Genomic DNA, 21,926 nt, shown 5'->3' with positions numbered 1-21,926 from the left:
CAGCCTGAGACAGCTCCGAACAACAAGGGAGAACTATCGTGTTCGACGAATCCGGCCTGCTCGCGGCCTATCAGCCGGGCGGGTCCTCGGTGTTCGTCTCGCCTCGGGGCGTGCTGCTGGCCGAGGGCGTACGTGCCGAGGCCGGCTGTCCCGAGCAGGCCGGCACCCTGCTGCGGGACGGCGCTGAGATCGTCGTCGGTGCCGTGCCGTTCGCACTCGACGCACCGGCCCGCCTGGTCGTACCGGAAAAAATACGACAAAGTCTGGTGATAGGGCAGCGGGAAAGTCGTCCGCCGGTGAGCCCGAAGAGTCAGGCGCACCTCGATCCGCTGCCGGACGACGAGTACGTGGCGGCGGTCGAGCGCGCCGTGCGGGACATCCGCGCCGGGGCGTACACCAAAGTGGTCCTCGCCCGTGCCCTGCGGCTGAACACCCCGGACTTCGACCCGGCGCCCGTGGTCCGTGGGCTGGCGGCGAGTGGGGCCGGGGCGTACACGTTCGGCGTCGACGTGGGCGGTGGCCGGACGCTCTTCGGCGCCAGCCCCGAGCTGCTCGTCGCCCGGCGCGGGACCACGGTGAGCGCGCACCCGCTGGCCGGCTCGATCCCGCGCAGCCCGGATCCGGCCGAGGACGCGCGCCGGGCCGCCGGGCTGCTGGTCTCCGCGAAGGACCGGCACGAGCACACGTTCGCGGCCGAGGCGGTCGCCGACGGGCTGCGCGGGTTCTGCCGGGACCTGCGGGTGCCCTCCGAGCCGACGCTCACCGCCACCCCGACCATGTGGCACCTGGGTTCCCGGATCACCGGTGAGATCGCCGACCCGGGCGTCTCCGCGCTGGCCCTGGCCACGGCGCTGCACCCGACGCCGGCGGTCTGCGGCACCCCGCCGGACGTGGCCCGGCGCGCGATCGCCGAGCTGGAGACGTTCGACCGGGGGTTCTTCGCCGGCATGGTCGGCTGGACCGCCGCGAACGGGGACGGCGAGTGGGCGGTCACCATCCGCTGCGCGACGGCCGGGCCGGACGGGCTGGACGTCTATGCGGGCGCCGGGATCGTGGACGGCTCCGACCCACAGGCCGAGCTCGCCGAGACCACCGCCAAGCTGGGCACCATGCTCGCCGCCCTGGGGGTGCAGCATGCGGCCTGACACTGTCACGAACCGCGATGCCACGAACCGCGATGCCACGAACCGCGATGCCGAGCACGGCTACCGGAGCGACATGTGGCCGGACGAGTTCGCGAAGCTCTACCGCGAGCGGGGCTACTGGACCGGCCAGACCCTCCACGACCTGCTGGACGAATCGGCGCGGAAACATCCGGAGAGGACCGCGATCGTCGATCGGAACCGCCGTATCACCTACGGTGAGCTGGAACACAACGTCGGCCGGTTGGCCGCCGGGCTCGACGAGCTCGGCATCCGCGCCGGGGACCGCGTCGTCGTGCAGCTGCCCAACGTCGCCGAGTACTTCGACGTGATCTTCGCGCTCTTCCGCCTCGGGGCGCTGCCGGTCTTCGCGCTACCCGCGCACCGGGCGGCGGAGATCGGCTACTTCGTCGAGCACACCGAGGCGGTCGCGTTCGTCACCACGGACGTCTACGACGGCTTCGACCACCGGACGCTGACGAACAGGACGGCCGTGATCGTGGCCGGGGAGCCGGGCGAGGGGCAGGTCGCGCTGGCCGGCCTCTACCGCGACGAGCCGTACACCGACGACGGGCCGGAGCCGCAGGACCTGGCGTTCCTCCAGCTCTCCGGCGGCAGCACCGGGCTGCCGAAGCTCATCCCGCGTACGCACGACGACTACCTCTACAGCGTCCGGGCCAGCGCCGAGATCTGCGAGCTCACCCCGGAGAGCGCCTACCTCGTCGTCCTCCCGGTGGCGCACAACTTCCCGATGTCCTCCCCCGGCGTGCTCGGCGTCCTGCACGCGGGCGGCACGGTGGTCCTCTCCACCACCCCCGACCCGGCGGTGGTCTTCCCGCTGATCGAACGGGAGCGGGTGACCATCGCCGCCCTGGTCCCGCCGCTCGCGCTGGTGTGGCTGGACGCGGCGAGGTCCACGACGAACGATCTGAGCAGCCTGGAGGTCCTCCAGGTCGGCGGGGCGAAACTGCTCGACACGGTCGCCGCACGGGTCCGCCCCACCCTCGGCTGCACGCTCCAGCAGGTCTTCGGGATGGCCGAGGGCCTGGTCAACTACACCCGGCTGGACGACGGCGACGACCTGATCCTGCACACCCAGGGCCGCCCCATCTCCCCGGACGACGAGGTGCGGGTCGTCGACGACCATGACGTGCCGGTGACGGACGGGACGGTCGGGCACCTGCTGACCCGGGGGCCGTACACGATCCGCGGGTACTGGCGCGCCGACGAGCACAACCGGGTCGCGTTCACCGAGGACGGCTTCTACCGCACCGGGGACCTGGTCCGGCAGGACGAGCGCGGCTACCTCACCGTCGAGGGCCGGGCCAAGGACCAGATCAACCGCGGCGGCGAGAAGATCGCGGCCGAGGAGATCGAGGATCACCTGCTCACCCACCCCGCCGTCCACGACGCCGCGGTGGTCGCCGTCCCCGACCCCTATCTCGGCGAGCGGAGCTGCGCGTTCATCGTGCTCAAGGAGGGTGCGGAGACGCCGCGGCTCCCGCACATCAAGCAGCATCTGCGCGACCGTGGGCTCGCGACCTACAAGATCCCCGACCGGCTCCGCGTGGTCGAGAGCTTCCCCCAGACCGGCGTCGGCAAGACCAGCCGCCGGGAGCTCCGCGCCGTACTCCAGAAACTGGCTGATCAGAAAGGCTGACGCCGCCATGCTTCCCCGCATCACGCCCTATCACCTCCCGGCCGGGTTCTCCCGCGCCGGCGGCAAGGTCCAGTGGCAGGTCGAGCCGGGCCGTGCCGCCCTGCTCGTCCACGACATGCAGAACCACTTCCTGGCACCGTTCGGGACCGCCGACAACGCGCTGCTCTCCAAGGTCGTGAGCAACATCAACAGCCTTCGCGAGTACGCCGTCCGCACCGGCATCCCGGTCTTCTTCTCGGCACAGCCGGGCGGTCAGAGCCGCGAGGAGCGCGGTCTCCTGCAGGACTTCTGGGGTGACGGCCCGCCCGCCGACCCCCGCGCGCTGGCGATCGCCGACGAGCTGAAGCCCGGGCCGGAGGACGTGGTGCTGACCAAGCGGCGGTACAGCGCGTTCGTCGGCACCGACCTGGCCGAGCGGCTCGGCGACCGGGATCAGCTGATCATCACGGGGGTCTACGCGCACATCGGCATCATGGCCACCGCGCTGGACGCCTTCATGCGCGGCGTCCAGCCGTTCGTGGTGGCCGACGCGGTCGCCGACTTCAGCCCGGCCCACCACTGCGACGCGCTCCGCCACGTCCAGACGCGCTGCGGCGTGGTGGCCACCACCAAGGAGATCGTGGCCACCGCCGGGGAGACGGTGGCCACCGCCGGGGAAGCCGGGAACTAATCCCCGAGCAGGGACGCCAGGGCGTCGCCGAAGCGGTCACGCCAGCAGAGACGGTCGTGGCCGCCGGCGAACTCGGTGTAGTCCAGCCGGTATCCACGGGCCCGCAGCACGTCTCGCAGATGCCGGCTGGGCAGCAGGTTCACCCACTCGTCCAGCCCGACCTCGACCCGCCAGCGCACCGGCTGCCGCTCGATCAGCGCCACCTGCTGGCTGAACCATTCCGCGTCCACATCGTCCGGGGAGTTGCTCTGCCACCAGAACGCGCCCGACTGGCTCAGCACGTTCCCGAACCGGTCCGGACGGGTCAGCCCGGCGAACGCCGCCGTCAGCCCACCCAGGCTCTGCCCGGCGATCACGGTCCGTGCCGGGTCGTCCGTGACGTTCAGGCCCGTCGACGCGATGAGCGGGCCGGCCAGGAAGGAGACGAACGAGGGGTCGCACGCGTACTCGGTGAACCGGGTCGGCCGGTCCACACTGTCCGGCATCAGCGCGACCAGCGGCGGGATCCGCCCGGCGGCGATCAGGTTGTCCAGGATCGGCGCGACCGGCAGCAGCGGCCCCCACACGTCCCCGTCGAGCAGGACCAGCAGCGGGTAGGGGTCGCCGTCCGCCCGGTAGCCCGGCGGCGTGTAGCGCCACACCCGGCGCGGCGTCTCGACCACGTCGACGGTCCCGGCCGGCACCCCGGCGGACGGCTGCCACCAGCGCGGGCCCGCCGACGCACCGGGCGCCGCCGCCACCGAGCGGTGCGGCGGCCGGGTCTGCGCCAGGATCTCCGGGTTCAGCGGGTCGGCCACCAGGTTCATCGCCACCCGGCGCCAGTGGGCCGCGTCGGTCACGGACGGCGCGGTGACCGACTCGTCCGGCGCGAACTGGTAGCTACCCTGCCAGTCGTCGCGTACCCGGTAGGTCAGGTGCCACAGGTCGGTCCCGGCCAGCCGGCGCATCCGCGACTGCTCCAGCCTGGACCGGTCGGCCAGCTTGTTGACCAGCACCAGCACGTCCCGGGTCGGCGCGCGGTCCCGCCAGACGAAGGTGAGCAGGGCGCCCTCCGCACCGTCCTTCTCGATCAGCGGGGCGCCGTCGCGCTCCACCTCGGCCCAGAACTCCCCGACCCCCTCCGGTGTCAGCGCGGCTATCCGCGGGCTCTCCGCCAGCGGCGCCGGCCACGGCCGGGGGATCCGCGGTGGGACCGAGCTAGCGGGCACCGTCCGGTTCGAGGACATTCGGCAACCTCCATGGCGGATGGTCAGTAACTTTGGTTAGGCTACCCTAACTATGACGACCGCTCGCCGTCCCCTCACCGCGCCCCAGCAGGCGCTCTGGTTCGCCCAGGTCCTCGACCCCGGCAACCCCACCTACCTCTGCGCCCACCGGATCGACATCGACGGCCCCGTCGACGTCGACCGGCTGGCCACGGCGATCGCCCGGGTCAGCGCCGCGACGGACGCGCTGCACACCGGCTTCGCGGCCGAGGGCGACCGGGTCTGGCGGGTCGACGAACCGGTCACCGGCCCGGAGATCGTCCCGCTGCCCGACGAGGCCGCCGTCTTCCACTGGATCAACGCCGACCTCGCGGTCGCGCTGCCGCCGTCCGGCGCTCCCCTGACCCGGCAGGCGCTCCTGGTCACCCCGGCGAAGACCGTCTGGTATCTCCGCGCCCACCACCTGCTCTTCGACGGCTACGCGTTCGCGATGGTCACCGAGCGGATCGTGGCGGCGTACCGGGGTCGGGAACTCCCGGCGTTCCGGAGCATCGACGCCCTGGTCGAGGAGGAGCGGGCGTACCTGGACTCGGCGAAGTTCGCCCGGGACCGGGACTACTGGCGGGACCGGCTGGACGGCACCCGCGAGCCGGTCACGCTCACCCAGCGGCCCGCGCCGGCCGCGCACCGGTACGCGCACCGGCACGTCGAGCTGCCCGGACGGGCCGCCGACGGGATCCGGGCCGCCGCCGAGCGGTTCGGGGTCACCTGGGCCGAGATCGCGTACGCCGTCACCGCCCTCTACCTGCACCGGATCACCGGCGAACCGGACCTGGTGCTCGGCATGCCGGTCTCCGGCCGCCTCGGCAGCGCCGCCGCGAAGGTGCCGGCCAGCGTGGTCAACGTGTTGCCGCTGCGCCTGCCGGTGCCGGCCGGGTCGAGCCTGCGCGACCTGGTCACCGCGGTCCGCGACGAACTGCGAGCCGGGGCACGTCACCAGCGCTACCGGTACGAGTGGCTCCAGCGTGACCTGGGCATCGTCGGCACCGGACGGCGCCTCTTCGGTCCGCAGGTCAACGTCAAACCCTTCCGCCGTACGCTCGACCTGGGCGACGGCGTCACCGCCCGGGTGCACTACCTGGCCACCGGGCCGACCGAGGATCTCGAGGTCACGGTCGGCCTGGACACCGACACCGGACGACTCGACCTGACCGTCGACGCCAACCCGGACGCGTACTCCGAGGACGACCTCGACGGGCACTTCCACCGGCTGGCCGCGCTCTTCACCCGGGTCGGCGAGCTCGATCCGGACACGCCCGCCGCCGAGGTGGACGTGCTCACCGCCGCGGAGCGCGTCCAGGTGCTGCGGACCTGGAACAGCACCGCGCACGAGGTCCCGGCGGCCACCCTCACGGACCTTCTGGAGGCGCAGGCCGAGCGGTCGCCGCACTCTCCGGCGGTCGTCTTCGAGAGCGGGTTCCTGACGTACGCGCAATGGCACGCGAACGCCGACCGCCTCGCGTCCTGGCTGATCGAGCGCGGGGCGGGCCCGGGCACCCTGGTCGCGGTCTCGCTCCCGCGCGGGCTGGACCTGATGGTCGCGCTGCTCGCCGTGCTCAAGTCGGGCGCCGGATACCTCCCGCTCGACCTCTCCTACCCCGCGGACCGGCTCGCCTTCATGGTCGAGGACGCGCAACCCGTCGTGGTGCTCCATGAGCTTCCGGAGGTGCCCGCCGGGCTCTCGGCCGTACCGGAGACGTCGCGGAGGAGGCCACAAGCGGGAGATGCCGCCTATGCGATCTACACCTCGGGCTCGACCGGACGCCCGAAGGGCGTGCTGGTTCCACATCGCGGCATCGTGAACCGCCTGCTCTGGATGCAGCACGAGTACGGCCTGACGCCGGGTGAGCGGGTGCTGCAGAAGACGCCGACCGGTTTCGACGTGAGCGTCTGGGAGCTGTTCTGGCCGCTGATCACCGGGGCGACGCTGGTGATGGCGAAGCCCGAGGGCCACAAGGACCCGGCGTACCTCGCCTCGCTGATCGTCGCCGAACGGGTGACGACCGTCCACTTCGTGCCCTCGATGCTCCGGGTCTTCCTCGCCGAGGAGAGCGCGGCGGCCACCGGCACGGTGCTGCGCCGGGTGATCTGCAGCGGCGAGGAACTCCCCGCCGACCTGGCCACCCGGTTCCACGAGGTGATCGGCTGCGAGCTGCACAACCTGTACGGCCCGACCGAGGCCTCGGTCGACGTGACGTACTGGCCGGTGCGCCCCACCGACCCGCCGGGACCGATTCCGATCGGGCGCCCGGTCTGGAACACCCGGATCTACCTGCTCGACGCCGGACTGCGCCCGGTGCCGCCGGGTGTGCCGGGCGAGCTGTACATCGCCGGCGTCCAGGTCGCGATCGGCTACCTCAACCGCCCCGAGCTGACCGAGGAACGCTTCCTGCCGGACCCGTTCGTCCCCGGCGAGCGCATGTACCGCGCCGGTGACCTGGCCCGATGGCGCCCCGACGGTGCGATCGAATTCCTCGGCCGCGCCGACGGCCAGGTCAAGATCCGGGGCTTCCGGGTCGAGCTCGGCGAGATCGAGGCCCTGCTCAACGAGCACCCCGCGGTCACCCGGTCCGCGGTGGCGCTGATCGACGCCCGGTTGATCGCGTACGTCGTCGGCGACCTGGACCTGCCGTCCTGCCGTGCGCATCTGGCGCCCCTGGTCCCCGAGCACATGATCCCGGCGGCCGTGGTACCGATGCCGGACCTGCCGCTGACCCCGAGCGGCAAACTCGACCGGCGCGCGCTACCCGCACCGTCCACCGTGGGCAGCGGCGGCGAACCGCGCACTCCCGCCGAGGAGGCGATCGCCGACCTGGTGGCCGCGGTGCTCGGCGTCCCGCGCCCCGGCCCGGACGACAACTTCTTCGACCTGGGCGGCCACTCCCTGCACGCCGCGACCCTGGTGCAGCGGATCCGCTCGTCGCTCGGGGTGGCCGTCCCGCTGGCCGCGGTCTTCGCGACGCCGACGGTGGCGGGCCTGGCCGCCCGCGTCCCCTCCACCTCCTCCTCGTCCTCCGCTTCCACGGCCTCGGCCGCCTCCGAAGGGCTCGATGTGGTGCTGCCGTTGCGGGAGGCTCCGGGGACGGCGCTGTTCCTGATCCATCCGGCCGGCGGGCTCTCCTGGTGCTACGCGGGCCTGCTCCCCCACCTGGACAGATCGGTCGCGGTGTACGGGGTCCAGTCCCGTGCCTTCACCGGCGGCTCCTCCGGCTCGTCGCTGGTCGAGACGGCCGCCGACTACCTGCGGGAGATCCGGGCGGTACGGCCACAGGGCCCCTACGCGCTGGCCGGGTGGTCGGTCGGCGGCGTACTGGCCCAGGAGATCGCGGCCGCCCTGGCCGCGGAGGGTGCGGAGGTCCGGGTCCTCGCCCTGCTCGACGCCTACCCCAGCGACCAGTGGCGCGACCTGCCCGCCCCGACCGGCCAGGACGCGCTGCGCGCCCTCCTCTACATGGCCGGCCTCGACGCCCTCCCTTCCCCGACACCACCCGGCCCGGCCCCTTCCCCCGCATCGTCCAGCCCGGCCCCTTCCTCCGCGCCGCCCAGCCCTAGCCCGGACGCCACCGCTCTCCCGTCCTCATCCGGCCCGGCCGCGGACGTCGTGGCGGCAGGGGGCGAGCTGCTGACCACCGGCGCGGTGGTGGCAGCGTTGCGGGGGGCGGCGAGTCCGATGGCGGAGCTCAGCGAGGAGGTGCTGGCGACGATTCCACGGGTGGTGACCGAGAACGCCCAGATGATGCGCGAACACGAGCACCGCCTCTTCGACGGCGACACCCTGATGTTCGTGGCGGCGGCGCCCCGGGCCGAGTCGTGGTTGACGGCGGAGGCGTGGCGCCCCTATGTGAAGGGTGACCTCGAGATCCACCACCTGGACTGCACCCACCCGGGCCTGGTCTCCCCGACGTCGCTCGCGGCGGTCGGCAAAGCCCTCGGCCCTCGCCTCACCTGATCTCCACGGCTGGTGCTCCGGGGTGTCTCGGCGCTCGCGAGAGACCCTTGAGCACCAGCCACAGAGCCGCAGCCGGTGTTGAGACGCGAAAGTGGGCACGGGTTTACGTGCGCCAGCGGCGGGCGGCGGGCGGCGGGCGGCGGGCGGCGGGCGGCGGGCGGCGGGCGGCGGGGAGGTTACCAGCGGCCGGAGCGGCGGCGGGCGGCCAGCAGCCAGACCAGGTAGAGGCCGCCCAAGGCTGCCGTCAGCACGCCCACCGGGAGGGTGGCCGGGGCGAAGAGGCGCTGGGCCGCCACGTCGGCGAGGGCCAGCAGGGTGGCTCCGGTCAGGCCGGCGATCAGCGGGGTGGCGTCCGGGGCGCCCGTCAGACGGCGGGCGATCTGCGGGGCGGCCAGGGCCACGAACGGGATCGGGCCGGCGGAGGCGGTGGCGACCGCGGTGAGGGCGACCGCGCCGATCAGCAGGGAACGGCGGATCCGCTCGGTGGGTACGCCCAGACCGCCGGCGGTGTCGTCGCCCAGCGAGAGTACGCCCAGGGGGCGGGCCGCGAGCAGGATCGCGGCGCAGCAGAGCAGGACCGCGGCGCCGACCGGGACGGCGTGTTCCCAGCCGCGGCCGTTGAGGCTCCCGGTCAGCCAGACGGCGGCCTGCATGGCGTCGCCCAGGTCGGCGCGGGTGAGCAGGTAGCCGTTGACCGAGGAGAGGACCGCACTGGCGCCGATGCCGACCAGGATGAGCTGGCTGGGGCGGACCGTGCCGTCCTGGGAGGAGAGCAGGTAGACCAGGATCGCCACGATCAGGCCGCCGAGGACGGCACTGCCCGCGATCACCGCACCGCCCCCGCCGAAGATCAGGATGCCGATCAGGGCGCCGGTGGCGGAGCCCGTGGTGAAGCCGATGATGTCGGGGCTGCCGAGCGGGTTGCGGGAGAGGCTCTGGAAGATCGCGCCGGACATGCCGAACGCCATGCCGACGAAGAGCGCGGTCAGCACCCGGGGCAGGCGGAGGTCGTAGACGGCGAACTCGGCGGCGCGGTCGCCGTGGCCGCCGAGCGTACGCAGGACGTCGGGGACGCTGAGCGGGTAGTCGCCGATGGTCAGGCCGGCCACCGCGGTGGCCGCGGCCACCGTGATCAGAATCAGTCCGATGGCGACCGTACGCGGGGAGTAGCGGGCCGACACGGGGCCGGCGCGCAGCACGGTGAGCCTCATCGGCCCACCCGCAGGCGACGGACGATGTAGATGAAGAGCGGCGCGCCGATCGCGGCGGTGACCACACCGGTCTCCAACTCGCCGGGGCGGCCGAGCAGGCGGCCGGCCACGTCGGCGAGGAGCAGCAGGGCCGGGGCGAGCAGGGCGGAGTAGCCCATCACCCAGCGTTCGTCGGCACCGACCACGGCCCGGGCCACGTGCGGGACGGCCAGGCCGACGAAGCCGATCGGGCCGGCGGCGGCGGTCGCACCGGCGCTCAGCGCGACGGCGGCGAGGGCGGCGGCACCGCGGACCAGGACCGGATTCGCGCCCAGCGCCCGGCTCTGGTCGTCGCCGAGGGCCACCGCGTTGAGGCCGGGGCCGATCACGGCGGCGAGCAGGAGACCCGCCGCGAGGAAGGGCGCCACCTGCCAGAACACGGTCATGCCGCGGTCCGCGAGGGCGCCCACCGCCCAGAACCGGAACTGGTCGAACGCGCTCGAGTCGAAGAGCACCACGGCCGAGGTGAAACCGGTCAGCGCGGCGGCCACGGCGGTGCCGGCGACGGCGAGACGGGCCGGCGACTCGCGGATCCGGCCGCCGCCGCCGAGCAGGTAGACCAGCGCGAACGCCCCACCGGCACCGAACAGCGCGAACCAGACGTACCCGGCCGGGGTGGTCACGCCGAAGAGGCTCATCGCGGTCACGATCGCGGCGGCGGCGCCCGCGTTGACGCCGAGGACGCCGGGCTCGGCGAGCGGGTTGCGGGTCAGCGCCTGCATCAGGCAGCCGGCGATACCGAGGGCGGCGCCGACGACGAGGCCGAGCAGGGTGCGGGGCAGGCGCAGGCGGCGCACCGCGATGGCGTCCGGGCTACCGTCGAAATCGGTCAGCGCGGACCAGACGTGGTTCAGCGGCACCGGCCGGGCGCCGAGGGCCACGCTCGCCACGACCGCCACCACCAGCGCGATCACGACGAGGACGACCGCGGTCACCCGCACCGGGGTCCGGCGCTCCTGCAGCACGGTCACCGCGCGTCCGCCGTCGCCGGTTCGCCCACCTCGGGGGAGGCGGTGGAACGCGTGCGCCACCACCGGCGGAGGAGCCCGATCAGGAGCGTGAGAAGCACCAGGAGTACGACGTAGTACCAGGACCACGCCCACACGCCGACCGAGGAGCGCGCCGTCGCGCCGTCCGGCGAGTCGAGCGCGACGGCGGCCGAGAGCCGGAGAAGGGCCGGGGCGTCCACGCGTACCCGGAAATCCAGGGAGGCGCCCGGAAGCATCTCGGGAAGCGGATCCACCGCCGGGGTGGCGGCCGTCAGGCCGAAGAGGGCCTCGACGTCGATCGACTGACCGGCGGCGGTCCGGGTGTTACCGGTGTTACGGACCGTGTAGCTCAGGTCGAGGGTGCCGCCGAACGGGGTCCAGCCCGGCGAGTACGCGGCGGTCAGGCCGTCCACCCGCAGGCCGGGCCGGAGATCGCCGGCGACGCGCAGGTAGAGCCGGGTGCCGACGCGCTGCTCCAGGCGGGTGGTGTTGCCGGCGGCGTCCGCGGCGGCGGTGGTGATCGCGGCGACGATGCCCGCGGCGTGGTCACCGGGCGTGGCGTTCGCGGGGACCTTCAGGGTGAACGGGATGTCGGCGCGGGAGCGGGCCGGAACGGTCACCGTGGTCTGCCCGAGCGCGATCCAGGAACCCGCGTCGGTGGAGGTCGTCGTGGCGGGGAGCAGGTCGTAGCCGCCGGCCGCGGTGGTGAACGCGTCGGCGCCGTAGACGTGGAAGGTGAGCGGCGTGGTGCCCAGGTTGGTGACCGCGACGTAGTCGGCGACCGTGCCGCCCGGGGAGAGGTCGTACGTGAAGAAGGGACGGTTGCCCGGGCCGCTGCGACTCGACGGCTGGACCGACCAGGCGGCAGCCTCCGCGGCGGTGGGCTCGGCGGCCGCCGGGACGGGAACGGCGATCACCGCGGCCACCAGGACGGCGGCACCGGCGAGCAATCGGGGCATGGCTTCTCCACGGAGGGGATCGGCGTGCCGGGGACGGTATGCCCACCCCCGGCGTCACCGGATCAGATGGCGGTGAGGGTGAGCGTCGCCGAGTAGTCGCCCGGCGCCGTGGTGGTGGGCAGTCGCAGTTCGAGGTCGGCACCGAGCTCCGCGGTGCCCCGGCCCGCGCCCGATGCGGCGGTGGCCAGGCCGGCGGAGGACTTCAAGCCGGTGCCCGCGGCGACGGCGGAGCCCGCCGTGACCGTCTGACCCGAGGACGCCGAGACGACCTTCGGGGTCCAGCCCAGGTACTTACCGTCGACCGTGCCGGCGGTGCCGGTGAAGTCGCCGATCTGCCCCGAGACGCTCCAGCCGGGGTTCGCGGCCCGCAGGTCGCTGACCGTCACCGTGGGCAGTGCCCCGGTGGCGACCAGGGCGTCCAGGCCGGTGGTGAGCTGCGGGGTGCCCAGCGCCACGCTGCTCGCGCCGACCTTGATGGCGAGGGCGCCGGTGTCCGGCACGCTCGTCGTGATGGTCACCGTCGCGGAGACCGAGCCCTCGGCCGGCTCCTCCGGCGCCACCACGGTGAACGCGACGTTCACGCTGGTGCCGGTGGCGAGGAAGTAGAGCGTGTGCGAGCCCTCGGTCACGGTGTCCGCGATCGGGACCGTACCGGCGAAGCTCCCGCTCGCGGTGCTGGTGAAGGTGGTCAGGATGGTGGTCTTGTCCAGTTTCACGGTGACCGTGGCCGAGGCCGGGAACGCCGTGCCGGAGGCGGTCAGGCTGCCGCCGGCGGTGACCGTGTCGGCGGCCAGCGTGACCGCCGGGCCGGCGGTCGCCTCCTGGACGGTGAAGTACTCGGTGTGCACGCTGCGCACCGTGTCACCGGCCTGGCCGCTGCCGGAGAGGAAGCGGAGCCAGTGATTGGCACCGGTCAGGGTGGTCGGGATCGTGACCGAGCCGCTGATGTTCCCGGTGGTGGCCTCGGCGGTCACGTCGGCGAAGACCGACGAGTTGCCGTTGGTGGTGTCCAGGACCGATCCGTCGTCGATCTTCACGGAGACGATCGACCCGGTGCCGTCGGCGTTGACGAAACCGGTGCCGGTGAACGACAGCTTCCCGCCCGGCGCCACCGTGGTGGAGACCAGGGCGACGGTCGCGCCGCTCGCGTTGTCCGCCTTCGGATCGGCGGCGAGCGCCGGGGAGGTCGCGGCGAGCGCCGCGGCCACGCCCAGCAGCGCCGCGCCCCACCGGGTGGCCCGGGGAGGCATCCGCGCGATGCGTGAGGAGTCCACAGAGGTTCCTTTCGGGCCACACGCTCCGGTGTGGCCATTGCTACTCGGGAGGGGTAGCCCCTCCGAAGCGAGGTTAGGCTAACCTAACGTCCGCTGGACAGGGTGAGTGCAGCCCGTCACCTGAAGAGAAACTGGGAGGAAGCCGTATGTCCTCGCGCCTCCGGGCCCTCGCGTTCGCGGGACTCCTCGGCCTGACGCTCGGCGCCTGCACCTCGGGCGCGTCCAGCTCGGAGAGCTCCGGTGGCCGTACGGTCACCGGCGCCGACGGGACCAGCGTCGCGGTGCCGGAGAACCCGTCCCGGGTGGTCACGCTGAGCGAACCGACCCTGGACGGCGCCCTCGCGCTCGGCGTCAACGTGGTCGGCACCACCAGCGGCCGCGGACAGGCCACCGCCTCGGGTTACCTGGCCGACAAGGCCGACGGCATCCCGATCGTCGCCTCCGTCTCGGGCCCGAACATCGAGCAGATCCTCGCGCTGAAACCGGACCTGATCGTCACCGACAGTACGGTCACCCAGGACGACGCGGTCACCGCCAAGCTCACCGCGATCGCGCCGACCGTCTACGTCAGCAAGAACTCGGCGGACTGGAAGGCGAACTTCACCGTGCTCGCCGAGGTGCTCAACAAGGCCGCCGACGGCGAGAAGGTGCTCGCCGGGTACGACAGCCGGGTCACCGAGATCAAGGGCAAGCTGGGCGAGAACGCCGACGACACGGTCAGCATCGTCCGCTGGGGCACCGGCCAGCCGTCCCTGCTGCTCAAGGAGCTGCCGCCCGGCAAGATCCTGACCGAGCTGGGCCTCGCCCGGCCACCCGCGCAGGACAAGGACGGCCCCGGGCACTCCCAGCCGGTCAGCCGGGAGAACCTGGACCAGCTCGACGCCGACTGGATGTTCTTCGGCACCCTCGGCGGGGCCACCAACCCGACCGGCGGCAGCACCGGCACCGAGGTCGGCGTGGCCGCCAGCAGGAAGATGCTGCAGGACGACGCGCTGAAGACGCCCGGGTTCACCGCGCTCACCGCGTACCGGAACGACCACGTCATCCCGGTGGACGGCTCGGCCTGGGCCAGCGCCGGGGGACCCCTCGCCGCCGTCGTCATCCTCGACCAGCTCGGCGCGGCGATGACCGCTCCCTCCGCCTGAAAGGCCCGTTCATGAAGATCGCCGCAGCCGCCGCTCTCACCGCGGCCGCCCTCGTCGCCCTGACCGCCACCCCGGCGGTCGCGGCGAGCACGCCCCGGCCGTCCAACGCGCAGGGTGCGACCGTCACTCTCGCCTCGGCGACCGTCGCCGCCGGGTCGAAGATCCGCCTCACCGGTACGGGCTGGGTCAACGACAGCGACCGGGGCCAGGTGGTCACCGTCAAGCTGGACGACAACGACATCCTCGGCGAGTTCACCGCCAGCGACAGCGGGGCGCTCTCCGGCAGCGTCACCATCCCGGCCGCCACCGAGGCCGGCTCGGAGCACTGGCTGCGCCTGCTGGCCGGGTCGGGACAGGAGAACGACACCCCGGCGCGGAGTCTGGCCAGCTCGTACTTCGCGGTGACCACCTCGTCCGGCTCCGGCACGACGTCCACGTCGACCGCGACGGCCACCGCCACCGCGACGAGCACCTCGACCGGCTCCGGGACGCTGGCGAAGACCGGGATCGACGCCGGGCCGTGGCTGGGCGGCGCGATCCTGCTGCCGGTCGCCGGGATCGCCCTGCTGCTCGTCGAGCGGCGCCGCCGGCGCGCCGGGGCGTGACCACCGGCCGGGTCGCCGCTGTCCTCGGCGTGCTGGCGACGGTCCTCCTGCTCCCCTCCCCCGCCGCGGCGGCCGGCCCCTCGGTCACCGTGGACCGGGCGAGCGCGAAGCTCGGCGACACGGTCGGCGTCACGCTCACCGGGTGGCCGGGCGGCGTGGTGACCGCGGCGCTCTGCGGGAACGAGGGGCGGCAGGGCTCGGCGGACTGCGCGGTGGCCTCGGCCTCGTCGGTCTCGGTGCCCGCGACCGGGAGCGCCCGGCTCACGCTGACGCTGGTGGCGCCCCCGGTGGGCTGCCCGTGCGTGGTGCGGGCCGCCACGGTGACCGGGGACCGGATCGCGTCGGTGACCATCGACGTACCGGACGTGCCGGACAACTCGGTGGTCAGCACGGCCGCGGCCGGCGGGACCGGCGCGGACGCCCGGCTCACCGTCTCCGACGTCGACGTGGTGGACCGCTGGAGCCTGGCCGCGCTGGTCGGCGGCCCGGCCGTCCGGACGCTGCGGCTGACCGTGCACAACGCCGGCACCACCGCGGTGACCGGCGCGGAGCTCAGCCTGGACCTGGGGCGCGCGGCGGGATCGAGCGCGCCGGAGGCGCTGACCATCGGCGCGATCGCGGCCGGCGGCGAACGGCGGGTGGAGACCACGTTCACGGTGGCCGCCCCGGCGATCGGGCGCTACCCGATCGCCGGGCGGATCGACGCGGGCGCCGGAGCGGGCACCACCTTCACCGCCACCACCTCGTCGTGGCCGCTGCTGCTGCCACTGCTGCCGTTCGCGCTGGTCCTGCTGGTGATCGTGGTACGGCGGGTACGCCGCTCCTGGCGCCCGACCCCGCTGACCGCCGGCGCGGCCGGGCTGATCGGCGCGGGCGCGGTCTGCGCCGCGGTGCTCGCCGTGCAGACGCTGCTGCCCGGCCCGGAGACCGCGGACGCGCAGCGTGCGCTCGACGACCAGCTCTCCGCCGAGTGGGCGGCCGCCGCGGTGCCCTCCACGGCCGCCTCCGGTGCCTCGGGCGCCGCCGTGACCAGCCTGGACGCCCTCGCGAGCGTGCCCGCAGAAGGGGAACCGTTCGCGGTGATCTGGGTGCCGCGCTGGGACACGAAGTACACCGTGGTCGAGGGCGTCACCACCGCCGACCTGCGCAAGGGGCCCGGGCACTACCCGGGGAGCGCGCTGCCCGGACAGGTCGGGAACCTGGCGATCGCCGGGCACCGCGGACCGGCCGGGCTGCCCTTCAACGACATCGACGACCTGCGGGCCGGCGACCCGATCGTGATCGAGACGCAGACCGCCTGGTACGTCTACAGGGTCCAGCGCCACGTGATCGTCGCGCCCACCCGGGTCGACGTGATCGCGCCGACGCCGGAGAAACCCGGGGTGGAGCCGACGACGGCGACGCTGACCATGACGGCCTGCCATCCGCGCTACTCGTCGAAGCAGCGCTACGTGCTCTTCTCCGCGCTGGACCAGGTGCTCTCGAAGGCGACCGGTCAGCGCCCGTCGGTGCTGGACTGACTCCCCGATGGCGGGGGCGTCAGTCCACCCAGACCGCGGTGACGATCAAGCCGTCCCGGACCAGGTAGCGACCGCGCATCTCGCGCAGGCGGGGCTCGGCCTCGAGGTGGATCCGGGCCGTGAAGGCGGTCCGCGGCGGGTCGAAGGTGAGGCTGGCGTCCTCGAAGCCGAGCCAGCGGCCGGTCAACGGATACCACGCCTTGTAGACCGACTCCTTGGCGCTGAACAGCACCCGGTCCCAGCACGTCTCCGGCGCCTCGACGGCCAGCCGGGCCAGCAGGTCCGCGTCGCCGGGACCGGTCACCGAGCCGAGCACCCGGGGCGGCAGCGGGGCGTGCGGCTCGGCGTCGATGCCCACGCTCGCCACCCGCTCGACAGGGACGACGGCGGCGGCACGAAACCCCGCGCAGTGGGTGATGCTCCCGGCGACGCCGGACGGCCAGACCGGCTCCCGGCGCGGGCCCCGCGGGATGGCGACCGGCGCGTGACCGAGAGCGGCCAGCGCCTCACGGGCGCAGCGGCGGGCGGTGATCACCTCACGGCGGCGGCCCGGCACCGCGGAGGCGATCAGGTGTTCCTCGCCCGGGTGACAGGCCTCGTCGGCGTCGTCGGTGAAGGCCTCGGCCGAACGGACCGCCGACGGCAGCAACTCCTCCAGCACACGGAAGAGTGTCCCACCTCCTCCGGGCAGCGGAGGAGGTGGGACACCAGTCATCGGCCCAGCTCAGTTGGCGGGCTTGATCTTGTAGAGGTAGTCCTCGCCGGCCGCGCCCGCACCGGACTTGTCCACCAGGTACGCGTACCCGTTGGCGGCCTCGATGTGGTTCGGGTTGGCGGTGGTCGCGATGGTCTCCTCGACCGTGCCGGTCCTGGCGTCGATCACCGAGACGCTGGCCGCGGTGCGGTTCGCGACCAGGACGGTCTTCGAGCGCTCCTCGTACGCGACCGAGAGCGCACCCGCCCCGGCCGTGTAGGTCGCCACCACGGCGTCCTTCTTCGTGTCCACGACCGACACGGTGCCCGCGGTCTGGTTCGCGGTGTACGCGAACCGGCCGTCGCTGGAGAGCGCGACCGAGATCGGGCCGTCGCCGACCGGGATCAGCGCCGGGGTGTCGGACTTCCGGGTGACCTCGATGATCTGGTCACCGGCCAGGTCGGTGGCGTACAGCGTGCCGGACTTCTCGTCGACCGCGAGCCCGGTCGGGCTGCTTCCGGTGACCGTTATCCGCTTCTTCTCGGTCAGCGTCCTGCTGTCGTACGCCACCAGCGTGGCGGCGCCGAACGCGCTGGCCCAGACGGTGTTGTGCTTCTCGTCCACGACGATCTCGCGGGCGTGCGCCACGTCCGGCAGGGTCGCCAGGTGCTCACCGGTCTTCTGGCTGTAGACGGCGACCGTGTTGTTCCGGGTGTTGGTCACCCAGAGACGGTTGTACTCGTCGTCGACCGCGATGCCGTAGACACCCTCGACGGCGCCGGTGGTCGCGTCCAGCACCGGCGGGTTGATGACGCCCTCGACCGCGAGGGTCTTCGGGTCGAGCTTGTAGATCGCGGACGGGGTGGCCGTACGGCCGACCGCGGTGGTGACCCAGAGCGCCTTGTTCCGCTGCGAGTACGCGGACTGGTACTGCCCCTTGAGGACGGCGGCGGACTGGACGCTCGCGGTCTTGACGGCGGCGCTGTGTGCGAGCGCGACACCGGGAAGGGCGAAGGCGCTGCTCGCTGCGGCGGCCGCGACGACCGCGACGGTGCGGCTGACCCGGCGGGAGATTACGGGCATGACACTCCTTACGGATGAGTCCTCGGTGGAGGACTGTCACTCCGTAACTTAGGTTAGCCTCACCTAACTTCGCACGGGTTTCGGGGTCCCGAGTGAGGGGACACACAGATTGTTGACAACATCGCCGCGGATCGACACCGGTCAGGCTGCCGGGCCGGGGACGGCCCGGCAGCGAGCCGGTCAGGCGAGGTTGAGGTAGTCCAGCTCGGCGTAACCGGTGCCGCCCGCGAAGTTGGGCGAGCCCTTGGCCAGGCGGATCACGTTGTATCCGGCCTTGAGCGTGACCGTGGTGCTGACCGTGGAGCCGAAGACGCCCCACGCGGCGGTGGCCGGGTAGCTGATCGTCGACCAGGCACCGCCGTTGTACGCCAGGCCCTGGGTGGCCGTCGCGCCGGTGGCGTTCGCGTACCCGACCGTCATCGTGTAGCTCCGCGCGGTCGGCACGTTGACCGTGAAGTCGACGAAGGACTGGTCACGGCTGGTGGACGAGCCGTCGATCCGGCCGACGTAACCGCCGTTCGAGGCCGAGCTCGCCCCGAGACGGGCGGCGTTGACCACGGTGGCGTTCTCCGCCTCGTAGCGCTGCTGCCAGGTGGTGACGCCGCTGGCCGGGGTGATCACCAACTGGTACGCGGCCTCGGCGAGCATCCCGGACACCGGGACCGTGATACCGCCGTTCGAGACGGTGTACGTGCTGGTGGAGACCGTGGTCGCCGAGGAGTTGGTGGTCCGGCCGGTCACGCCGGTCTTGTTGAGGGTGACGCTGACCTGCGAGCCCAGCGCGCTCAAGCCGTTGACCTGCACGGTATTGGCACCGCTGTCACCGCCGAAGACCACATTCACGATCTTCCGGGTGCCGTCGTACGCGGCGACGCCGTCGAGCCACGAGGACGGGACGGTCTGCACGATGTTCCCGGACATGTCGCCGTACCACTTGTAGGGCCAGTACGACGCGGTCGGGGAGTTGTTGTAGAGCAGGCCGTTCAGGGTGCCGGCCTCGTACCAGTAGGCGCGCTCCGCGTCCCGGACGCCGTACCGCTCGAAGACCGCCATGTAGTGCGCCGCGACGCTGGGGATGTCGACCTGGTCCGGGGAGGCGTACTCGTTGATCGAGATGGGCCGGGCGGAGATGCCCAGCGACGCCTCGATCGCCCGGTAGTCGGCGACGTCCGCGCCCACGTTGAGGTAGTCGTGCAGGTCGAGCTCGTGCCAGACGATCACGTCGGGCAGCGTGCCGGTGTCCCGGGCGTTGGTGAGGAAGCTGACCAGGTAGTCGTGGTTGTAGTAGGAGATGCTCGGGCCGGCGATGGGCGTGGTGGCGTCGAGCGTGCGGATCTTCTGGTACGTCCGGGTCCAGCCGGCGTTGAAGGTGCCGGCCGCGCTGGTGTTCCACGTCCAGTCGGGCTCGTTCCAGAGCTCGTAGCCGTCGACGTTGGTGGTGCCGGTCGCGGCGACCCGCGCGTTCACCATCGTGGTCACCTTGGACTCCCAGTCGGACCAGCTGACCCAGCCGTACGGGAAACCGGGGTAGATGTCCGGAAGGCGCCAGAACTGCTGCGCTCCGGCACTCGTCACCTTGGCCGCGACCTGGAGGCCGTCGCAGCACGGGGTGGTCGCGCCGTTGCCGAGCTGCTGGGTGCCGGGCGGCGGCTGGGTGAGGTGGTTGAGGTGCAGCTCGGCGGGGACGGTGGTGCCGGTGTCGACGGCGTAGAGCCCGCCGGACGCGACGTGGGTGACCGGGCGGACGGCGGTGCCCACGTTGACGGTGAGGGTGTTTCCGGCGGCCAGCGCCGGGCTGGGGACGGCCAGCCCGGCGATGACCAGGAGCGATGCGATGAAGAATCGCATGGTGTCACCTCTCGGATAGGGGGATGAACACCCGCATCGGGCCCGGCTCCCGGTTGGCCCAGAGGAAATAGGGGATGGCGGTGACGGCCACCGGTGACGTGGCCCTCGCCGGAGCCGGCAGGGTCCGGTACAGATGCGGGGTGTCGGTGGGGCGGACCCGCAGCGGGATCCGCAGCAGGACCGGGGCGAGGCCGTTCCCGTCCCGGCTGACGTGCAGCGGAGCGGACGGGTCCAGTTCCAGGTCCTCGAACTCGGCGTCGAACGGCACGTCGGCGTGCTCGACGCAGTAGACGATCGGCCCCCGGACGACGGCGGCCGTACCGCGGACGGCGTCGACACGAGGGTGGGCGGCGACCAGGCGGGGCAGCATGACCAAGGTCAGCTCGACGCGGTCACCCACGAGCCACGTCCGGTTCAGAGCGACATGTCCGCCACCGGCCGGGACCGGGTCCCCGTTGACCGTCAGCCTCGCGTCGGTACACCACGCGGGGATCCGGAGTGAGAGCGTCCACGGGCCCGGGCCCACCTCGGTGATCGTCACCGCGATGGTCTCGTCCCAGGGGTAGGTCGTCTCGACCTCGACCGCGTGACCACCGGCGCGGAACGTCCCGGCGGTGTAGAGGTGCAACTGCAGCCCGCGCTCGGAGCCGGTGGCCGTGTAGTTGTCCAGCGAGGCCATCAGGCGGGCCAGGTTCGGCGGGCAGCACGCGCACGAGTACCACGGCAGCCGCTGGGACGGCGCGTCCTCGTGCGACCCGTCGTGCCCGGTCCGCAGCTGCAGCGGATTGGAGTAGAAGAAGGTGGCGCCGTCGATCCCCGTGCTGCCGGCGATGCCGTTGTGCAGGAGCCGCTCCATCTCGTCGGCGTACTTCGCGTTCCCGGTGGCGAGCAGCAGGCGCCAGGCCCACTGGAAGCTGCCGATCGCGGCGCAGGACTCGGCGTACGCCCGGTCCGGCGGGAGCTCGTACGGGTCCCCGTACGCCTCGTCCCGGTGCCGCGACCCCTGCCCGCCGGTGAGGTAGGTCCGGCTGTCCAGCGCGGAGTCCCAGAGCCGCTCGACCGCGTCCAGCAACGCGGTGTCGCCGGTCTCCACGGCCACGTCCACCGCGCCGGCCAGCAGGTACACCTGCCGTACCACGTGACCGGTGACCTCCGCGGCGGTGCGGACCGGCTCGTGGTCCTGGAAGTAGCGGGGACCGAAGCGGCCCTCGCCGAGCACACCGTGGCCCCGGTTCTCGACGAAGCGGGCGGCCAGGTCGAGGTAGGGGCGGTGCCCGGTGACCCGGTACAGCTCGGCGAGCGCCGTCTCGATCTCCGGGTGGCCGTCGACCTCGTTCGAGGCGGCGTACCGCCGCACCAGGAGATCGGCGAAACGGCGCGCGACCGAGAGGACCTGCACCGCGGCATCGCCGGAGGCGCTCCGCGCCGCCGCGACGGCCGCCTGGATCAGATGGCCGGCGCAGTACATCTCGTGGCTGAAGTCCAGCTCCGCCCACTGCTTGTCGCGGTGGTCGACCTGGTAGTAGGAGTTGAGGTAACCGTCCGGGTCCTGCGCCTTCTCCAGCAGCGCGGGAATCTCGCCGACCTCCTGATCGGCCCAGAACGCCGCCTCGAGCGTCTTGTAGATGTCCGAGTCGGCGAACCAGAAGCCGCGGAACTCACCGTCGGCACCGGTCACCCGGCGGACGTTGGCCAGGTTGCCCTGCTCGGCGAGCTGTCCGGTGCAGTGCGGCAGGGTGGCGGCGGTGTTGCGCTCCTGCCAGCCGCCGAGCAGGCTCGCGGGCGACAGAGCCACCGCGTCACGGGGCAGCGGCCGCAGCGCGGAGACGGCCTCGGGGGTGGGCACGACGGGGCCGTACGAGGTGTCCATGGC

Annotated in this window: 16 protein-coding genes; 7 read left to right on the top strand and 9 right to left on the bottom strand. The window is 72.8% G+C overall.

The features are described from left to right. Positions 1-38: 38 nt before the first annotated feature. From AB0M08_RS03465 to AB0M08_RS03455, 3 genes are read left to right on the top strand one after another with little or no spacing between them, the layout of a single operon-like run. A complete protein-coding gene (locus AB0M08_RS03465; protein WP_364487676.1) occupies positions 39-1,145 on the top strand; it encodes an isochorismate synthase in 1,107 nt (368 codons plus the stop codon). Then, positions 1,135-2,802: a (2,3-dihydroxybenzoyl)adenylate synthase gene (locus AB0M08_RS03460; RefSeq protein WP_364487673.1), complete on the top strand. Its 1,668-nt coding sequence runs from the start codon at positions 1,135-1,137 to the stop codon at positions 2,800-2,802. Before AB0M08_RS03465 ends, AB0M08_RS03460 begins: the two co-directional genes overlap by 11 nt. A 7-nt stretch (positions 2,803-2,809) precedes the next feature. Next, on the top strand, positions 2,810-3,472 hold the full coding sequence (locus AB0M08_RS03455) for an isochorismatase family protein (RefSeq protein WP_364487670.1): 663 nt from the start codon (positions 2,810-2,812) through the stop codon (positions 3,470-3,472). Here AB0M08_RS03455 and fes read toward each other — a convergent pair. After that, positions 3,469-4,698, bottom strand: coding sequence for an enterochelin esterase (gene fes / locus AB0M08_RS03450; RefSeq protein WP_364487667.1), 1,230 nt, complete (start codon positions 4,696-4,698; stop codon positions 3,469-3,471). The genes AB0M08_RS03455 and fes overlap by 4 nt on opposite strands. Before the next feature lie 52 nt (positions 4,699-4,750). Here fes and AB0M08_RS03445 point away from each other — a divergent pair, with 52 nt between their 5' ends. Continuing rightward, positions 4,751-8,686, top strand: a complete 3,936-nt coding sequence (locus tag AB0M08_RS03445; protein ID WP_364487664.1) for an amino acid adenylation domain-containing protein — start codon at positions 4,751-4,753, stop codon at positions 8,684-8,686. 176 nt (positions 8,687-8,862) lie between these two features. Here AB0M08_RS03445 and AB0M08_RS03440 read toward each other — a convergent pair whose 3' ends face one another. The 4 genes from AB0M08_RS03440 to AB0M08_RS03425 form a co-directional block, all read right to left on the bottom strand. Continuing rightward, a complete protein-coding gene (locus AB0M08_RS03440; protein ID WP_364487661.1) occupies positions 8,863-9,897 on the bottom strand; it encodes an iron chelate uptake ABC transporter family permease subunit in 1,035 nt (344 codons plus the stop codon). Continuing rightward, positions 9,894-10,907: an iron chelate uptake ABC transporter family permease subunit gene (locus AB0M08_RS03435; protein WP_364487658.1), complete on the bottom strand. Its 1,014-nt coding sequence runs from the start codon at positions 10,905-10,907 to the stop codon at positions 9,894-9,896. Before AB0M08_RS03435 ends, AB0M08_RS03440 begins: the two co-directional genes overlap by 4 nt. Beyond that, a complete protein-coding gene (locus AB0M08_RS03430; RefSeq protein WP_364487655.1) occupies positions 10,904-11,884 on the bottom strand; it encodes a DUF916 domain-containing protein in 981 nt (326 codons plus the stop codon). Before AB0M08_RS03430 ends, AB0M08_RS03435 begins: the two co-directional genes overlap by 4 nt. A 62-nt stretch (positions 11,885-11,946) precedes the next feature. Continuing rightward, a complete protein-coding gene (locus tag AB0M08_RS03425; protein WP_364487652.1) occupies positions 11,947-13,158 on the bottom strand; it encodes a hypothetical protein in 1,212 nt (403 codons plus the stop codon). 146 nt (positions 13,159-13,304) lie between these two features. On the opposite strand from AB0M08_RS03425, the gene AB0M08_RS03420 reads away from it, so the two are divergent. The 3 genes from AB0M08_RS03420 to AB0M08_RS03410 are packed head-to-tail and all read left to right on the top strand — an operon-like array spanning position 13,305 to position 16,428. Then, entirely contained in the window at positions 13,305-14,303 is a 999-nt protein-coding gene (locus tag AB0M08_RS03420; protein WP_364487649.1) for an iron-siderophore ABC transporter substrate-binding protein, read from the top strand. Positions 14,304-14,314: 11 nt separating this feature from the next. Beyond that, positions 14,315-14,908, top strand: a complete 594-nt coding sequence (locus tag AB0M08_RS03415) for a hypothetical protein (RefSeq protein WP_364487646.1) — start codon at positions 14,315-14,317, stop codon at positions 14,906-14,908. After that, positions 14,905-16,428, top strand: coding sequence for a class E sortase (locus AB0M08_RS03410; RefSeq protein WP_364487643.1), 1,524 nt, complete (start codon positions 14,905-14,907; stop codon positions 16,426-16,428). Before AB0M08_RS03415 ends, AB0M08_RS03410 begins: the two co-directional genes overlap by 4 nt. Before the next feature lie 19 nt (positions 16,429-16,447). On the opposite strand, the gene AB0M08_RS03405 is transcribed toward AB0M08_RS03410, so the two are convergent. The 4 genes from AB0M08_RS03405 to AB0M08_RS03390 form a co-directional block, all read right to left on the bottom strand. Then, the gene (locus AB0M08_RS03405; protein WP_364487640.1) at positions 16,448-17,089 is read right to left on the bottom strand and encodes a 4'-phosphopantetheinyl transferase superfamily protein; all 642 of its coding nucleotides are present in this window, start codon (positions 17,087-17,089) and stop codon (positions 16,448-16,450) included. Between the two features lie 63 nt (positions 17,090-17,152). Then, positions 17,153-18,205 carry a YncE family protein gene (locus AB0M08_RS03400; protein ID WP_364487637.1) on the bottom strand — a complete coding sequence of 351 codons (1,053 nt, stop codon included), beginning with the start codon at positions 18,203-18,205 and terminating at the stop codon, positions 17,153-17,155. A gap of 180 nt (positions 18,206-18,385) precedes the next feature. After that, positions 18,386-20,053: a hypothetical protein gene (locus tag AB0M08_RS03395; RefSeq protein ID WP_364487634.1), complete on the bottom strand. Its 1,668-nt coding sequence runs from the start codon at positions 20,051-20,053 to the stop codon at positions 18,386-18,388. A gap of 4 nt (positions 20,054-20,057) precedes the next feature. Beyond that, positions 20,058-21,923 (bottom strand): beta-L-arabinofuranosidase domain-containing protein, encoded by a 1,866-nt coding sequence (locus AB0M08_RS03390; protein ID WP_364487631.1) that lies wholly within the window; start codon positions 21,921-21,923, stop codon positions 20,058-20,060. Between the last annotated feature and the right edge of the window lie 3 nt (positions 21,924-21,926).

The sequence above is a fragment of the Actinoplanes sp. NPDC051851 genome, from assembly GCF_040681165.1.
Taxonomy (GTDB): Bacteria; Actinomycetota; Actinomycetes; order Mycobacteriales; family Micromonosporaceae; genus Actinoplanes.
Note: the sequence above shows the minus strand (reverse complement) of the source record. Positions and strands in the feature narration are given on the sequence as shown.

What these genes read in the sequence shown, in the direction of transcription:
- AB0M08_RS03460 (WP_364487673.1), top strand. Translation starts at nt 1,135, where the DNA reads ATGCGGCCTGACACTGTCACGAACCGCGATGCCACGAACCGCGATGCC.
- AB0M08_RS03455 (WP_364487670.1), top strand. Translation starts at nt 2,810, where the DNA reads ATGCTTCCCCGCATCACGCCCTATCACCTCCCGGCCGGGTTCTCCCGC.
- fes (WP_364487667.1), bottom strand. Translation starts at nt 4,698, where the DNA reads ATGTCCTCGAACCGGACGGTGCCCGCTAGCTCGGTCCCACCGCGGATC.
- AB0M08_RS03445 (WP_364487664.1), top strand. Translation starts at nt 4,751, where the DNA reads ATGACGACCGCTCGCCGTCCCCTCACCGCGCCCCAGCAGGCGCTCTGG.
- AB0M08_RS03440 (WP_364487661.1), bottom strand. Translation starts at nt 9,897, where the DNA reads ATGAGGCTCACCGTGCTGCGCGCCGGCCCCGTGTCGGCCCGCTACTCC.
- AB0M08_RS03430 (WP_364487655.1), bottom strand. Translation starts at nt 11,884, where the DNA reads ATGCCCCGATTGCTCGCCGGTGCCGCCGTCCTGGTGGCCGCGGTGATC.
- AB0M08_RS03420 (WP_364487649.1), top strand. Translation starts at nt 13,305, where the DNA reads ATGTCCTCGCGCCTCCGGGCCCTCGCGTTCGCGGGACTCCTCGGCCTG.
- AB0M08_RS03415 (WP_364487646.1), top strand. Translation starts at nt 14,315, where the DNA reads ATGAAGATCGCCGCAGCCGCCGCTCTCACCGCGGCCGCCCTCGTCGCC.
- AB0M08_RS03400 (WP_364487637.1), bottom strand. Translation starts at nt 18,205, where the DNA reads ATGCCCGTAATCTCCCGCCGGGTCAGCCGCACCGTCGCGGTCGTCGCG.
- AB0M08_RS03395 (WP_364487634.1), bottom strand. Translation starts at nt 20,053, where the DNA reads ATGCGATTCTTCATCGCATCGCTCCTGGTCATCGCCGGGCTGGCCGTC.
- AB0M08_RS03390 (WP_364487631.1), bottom strand. Translation starts at nt 21,923, where the DNA reads ATGGACACCTCGTACGGCCCCGTCGTGCCCACCCCCGAGGCCGTCTCC.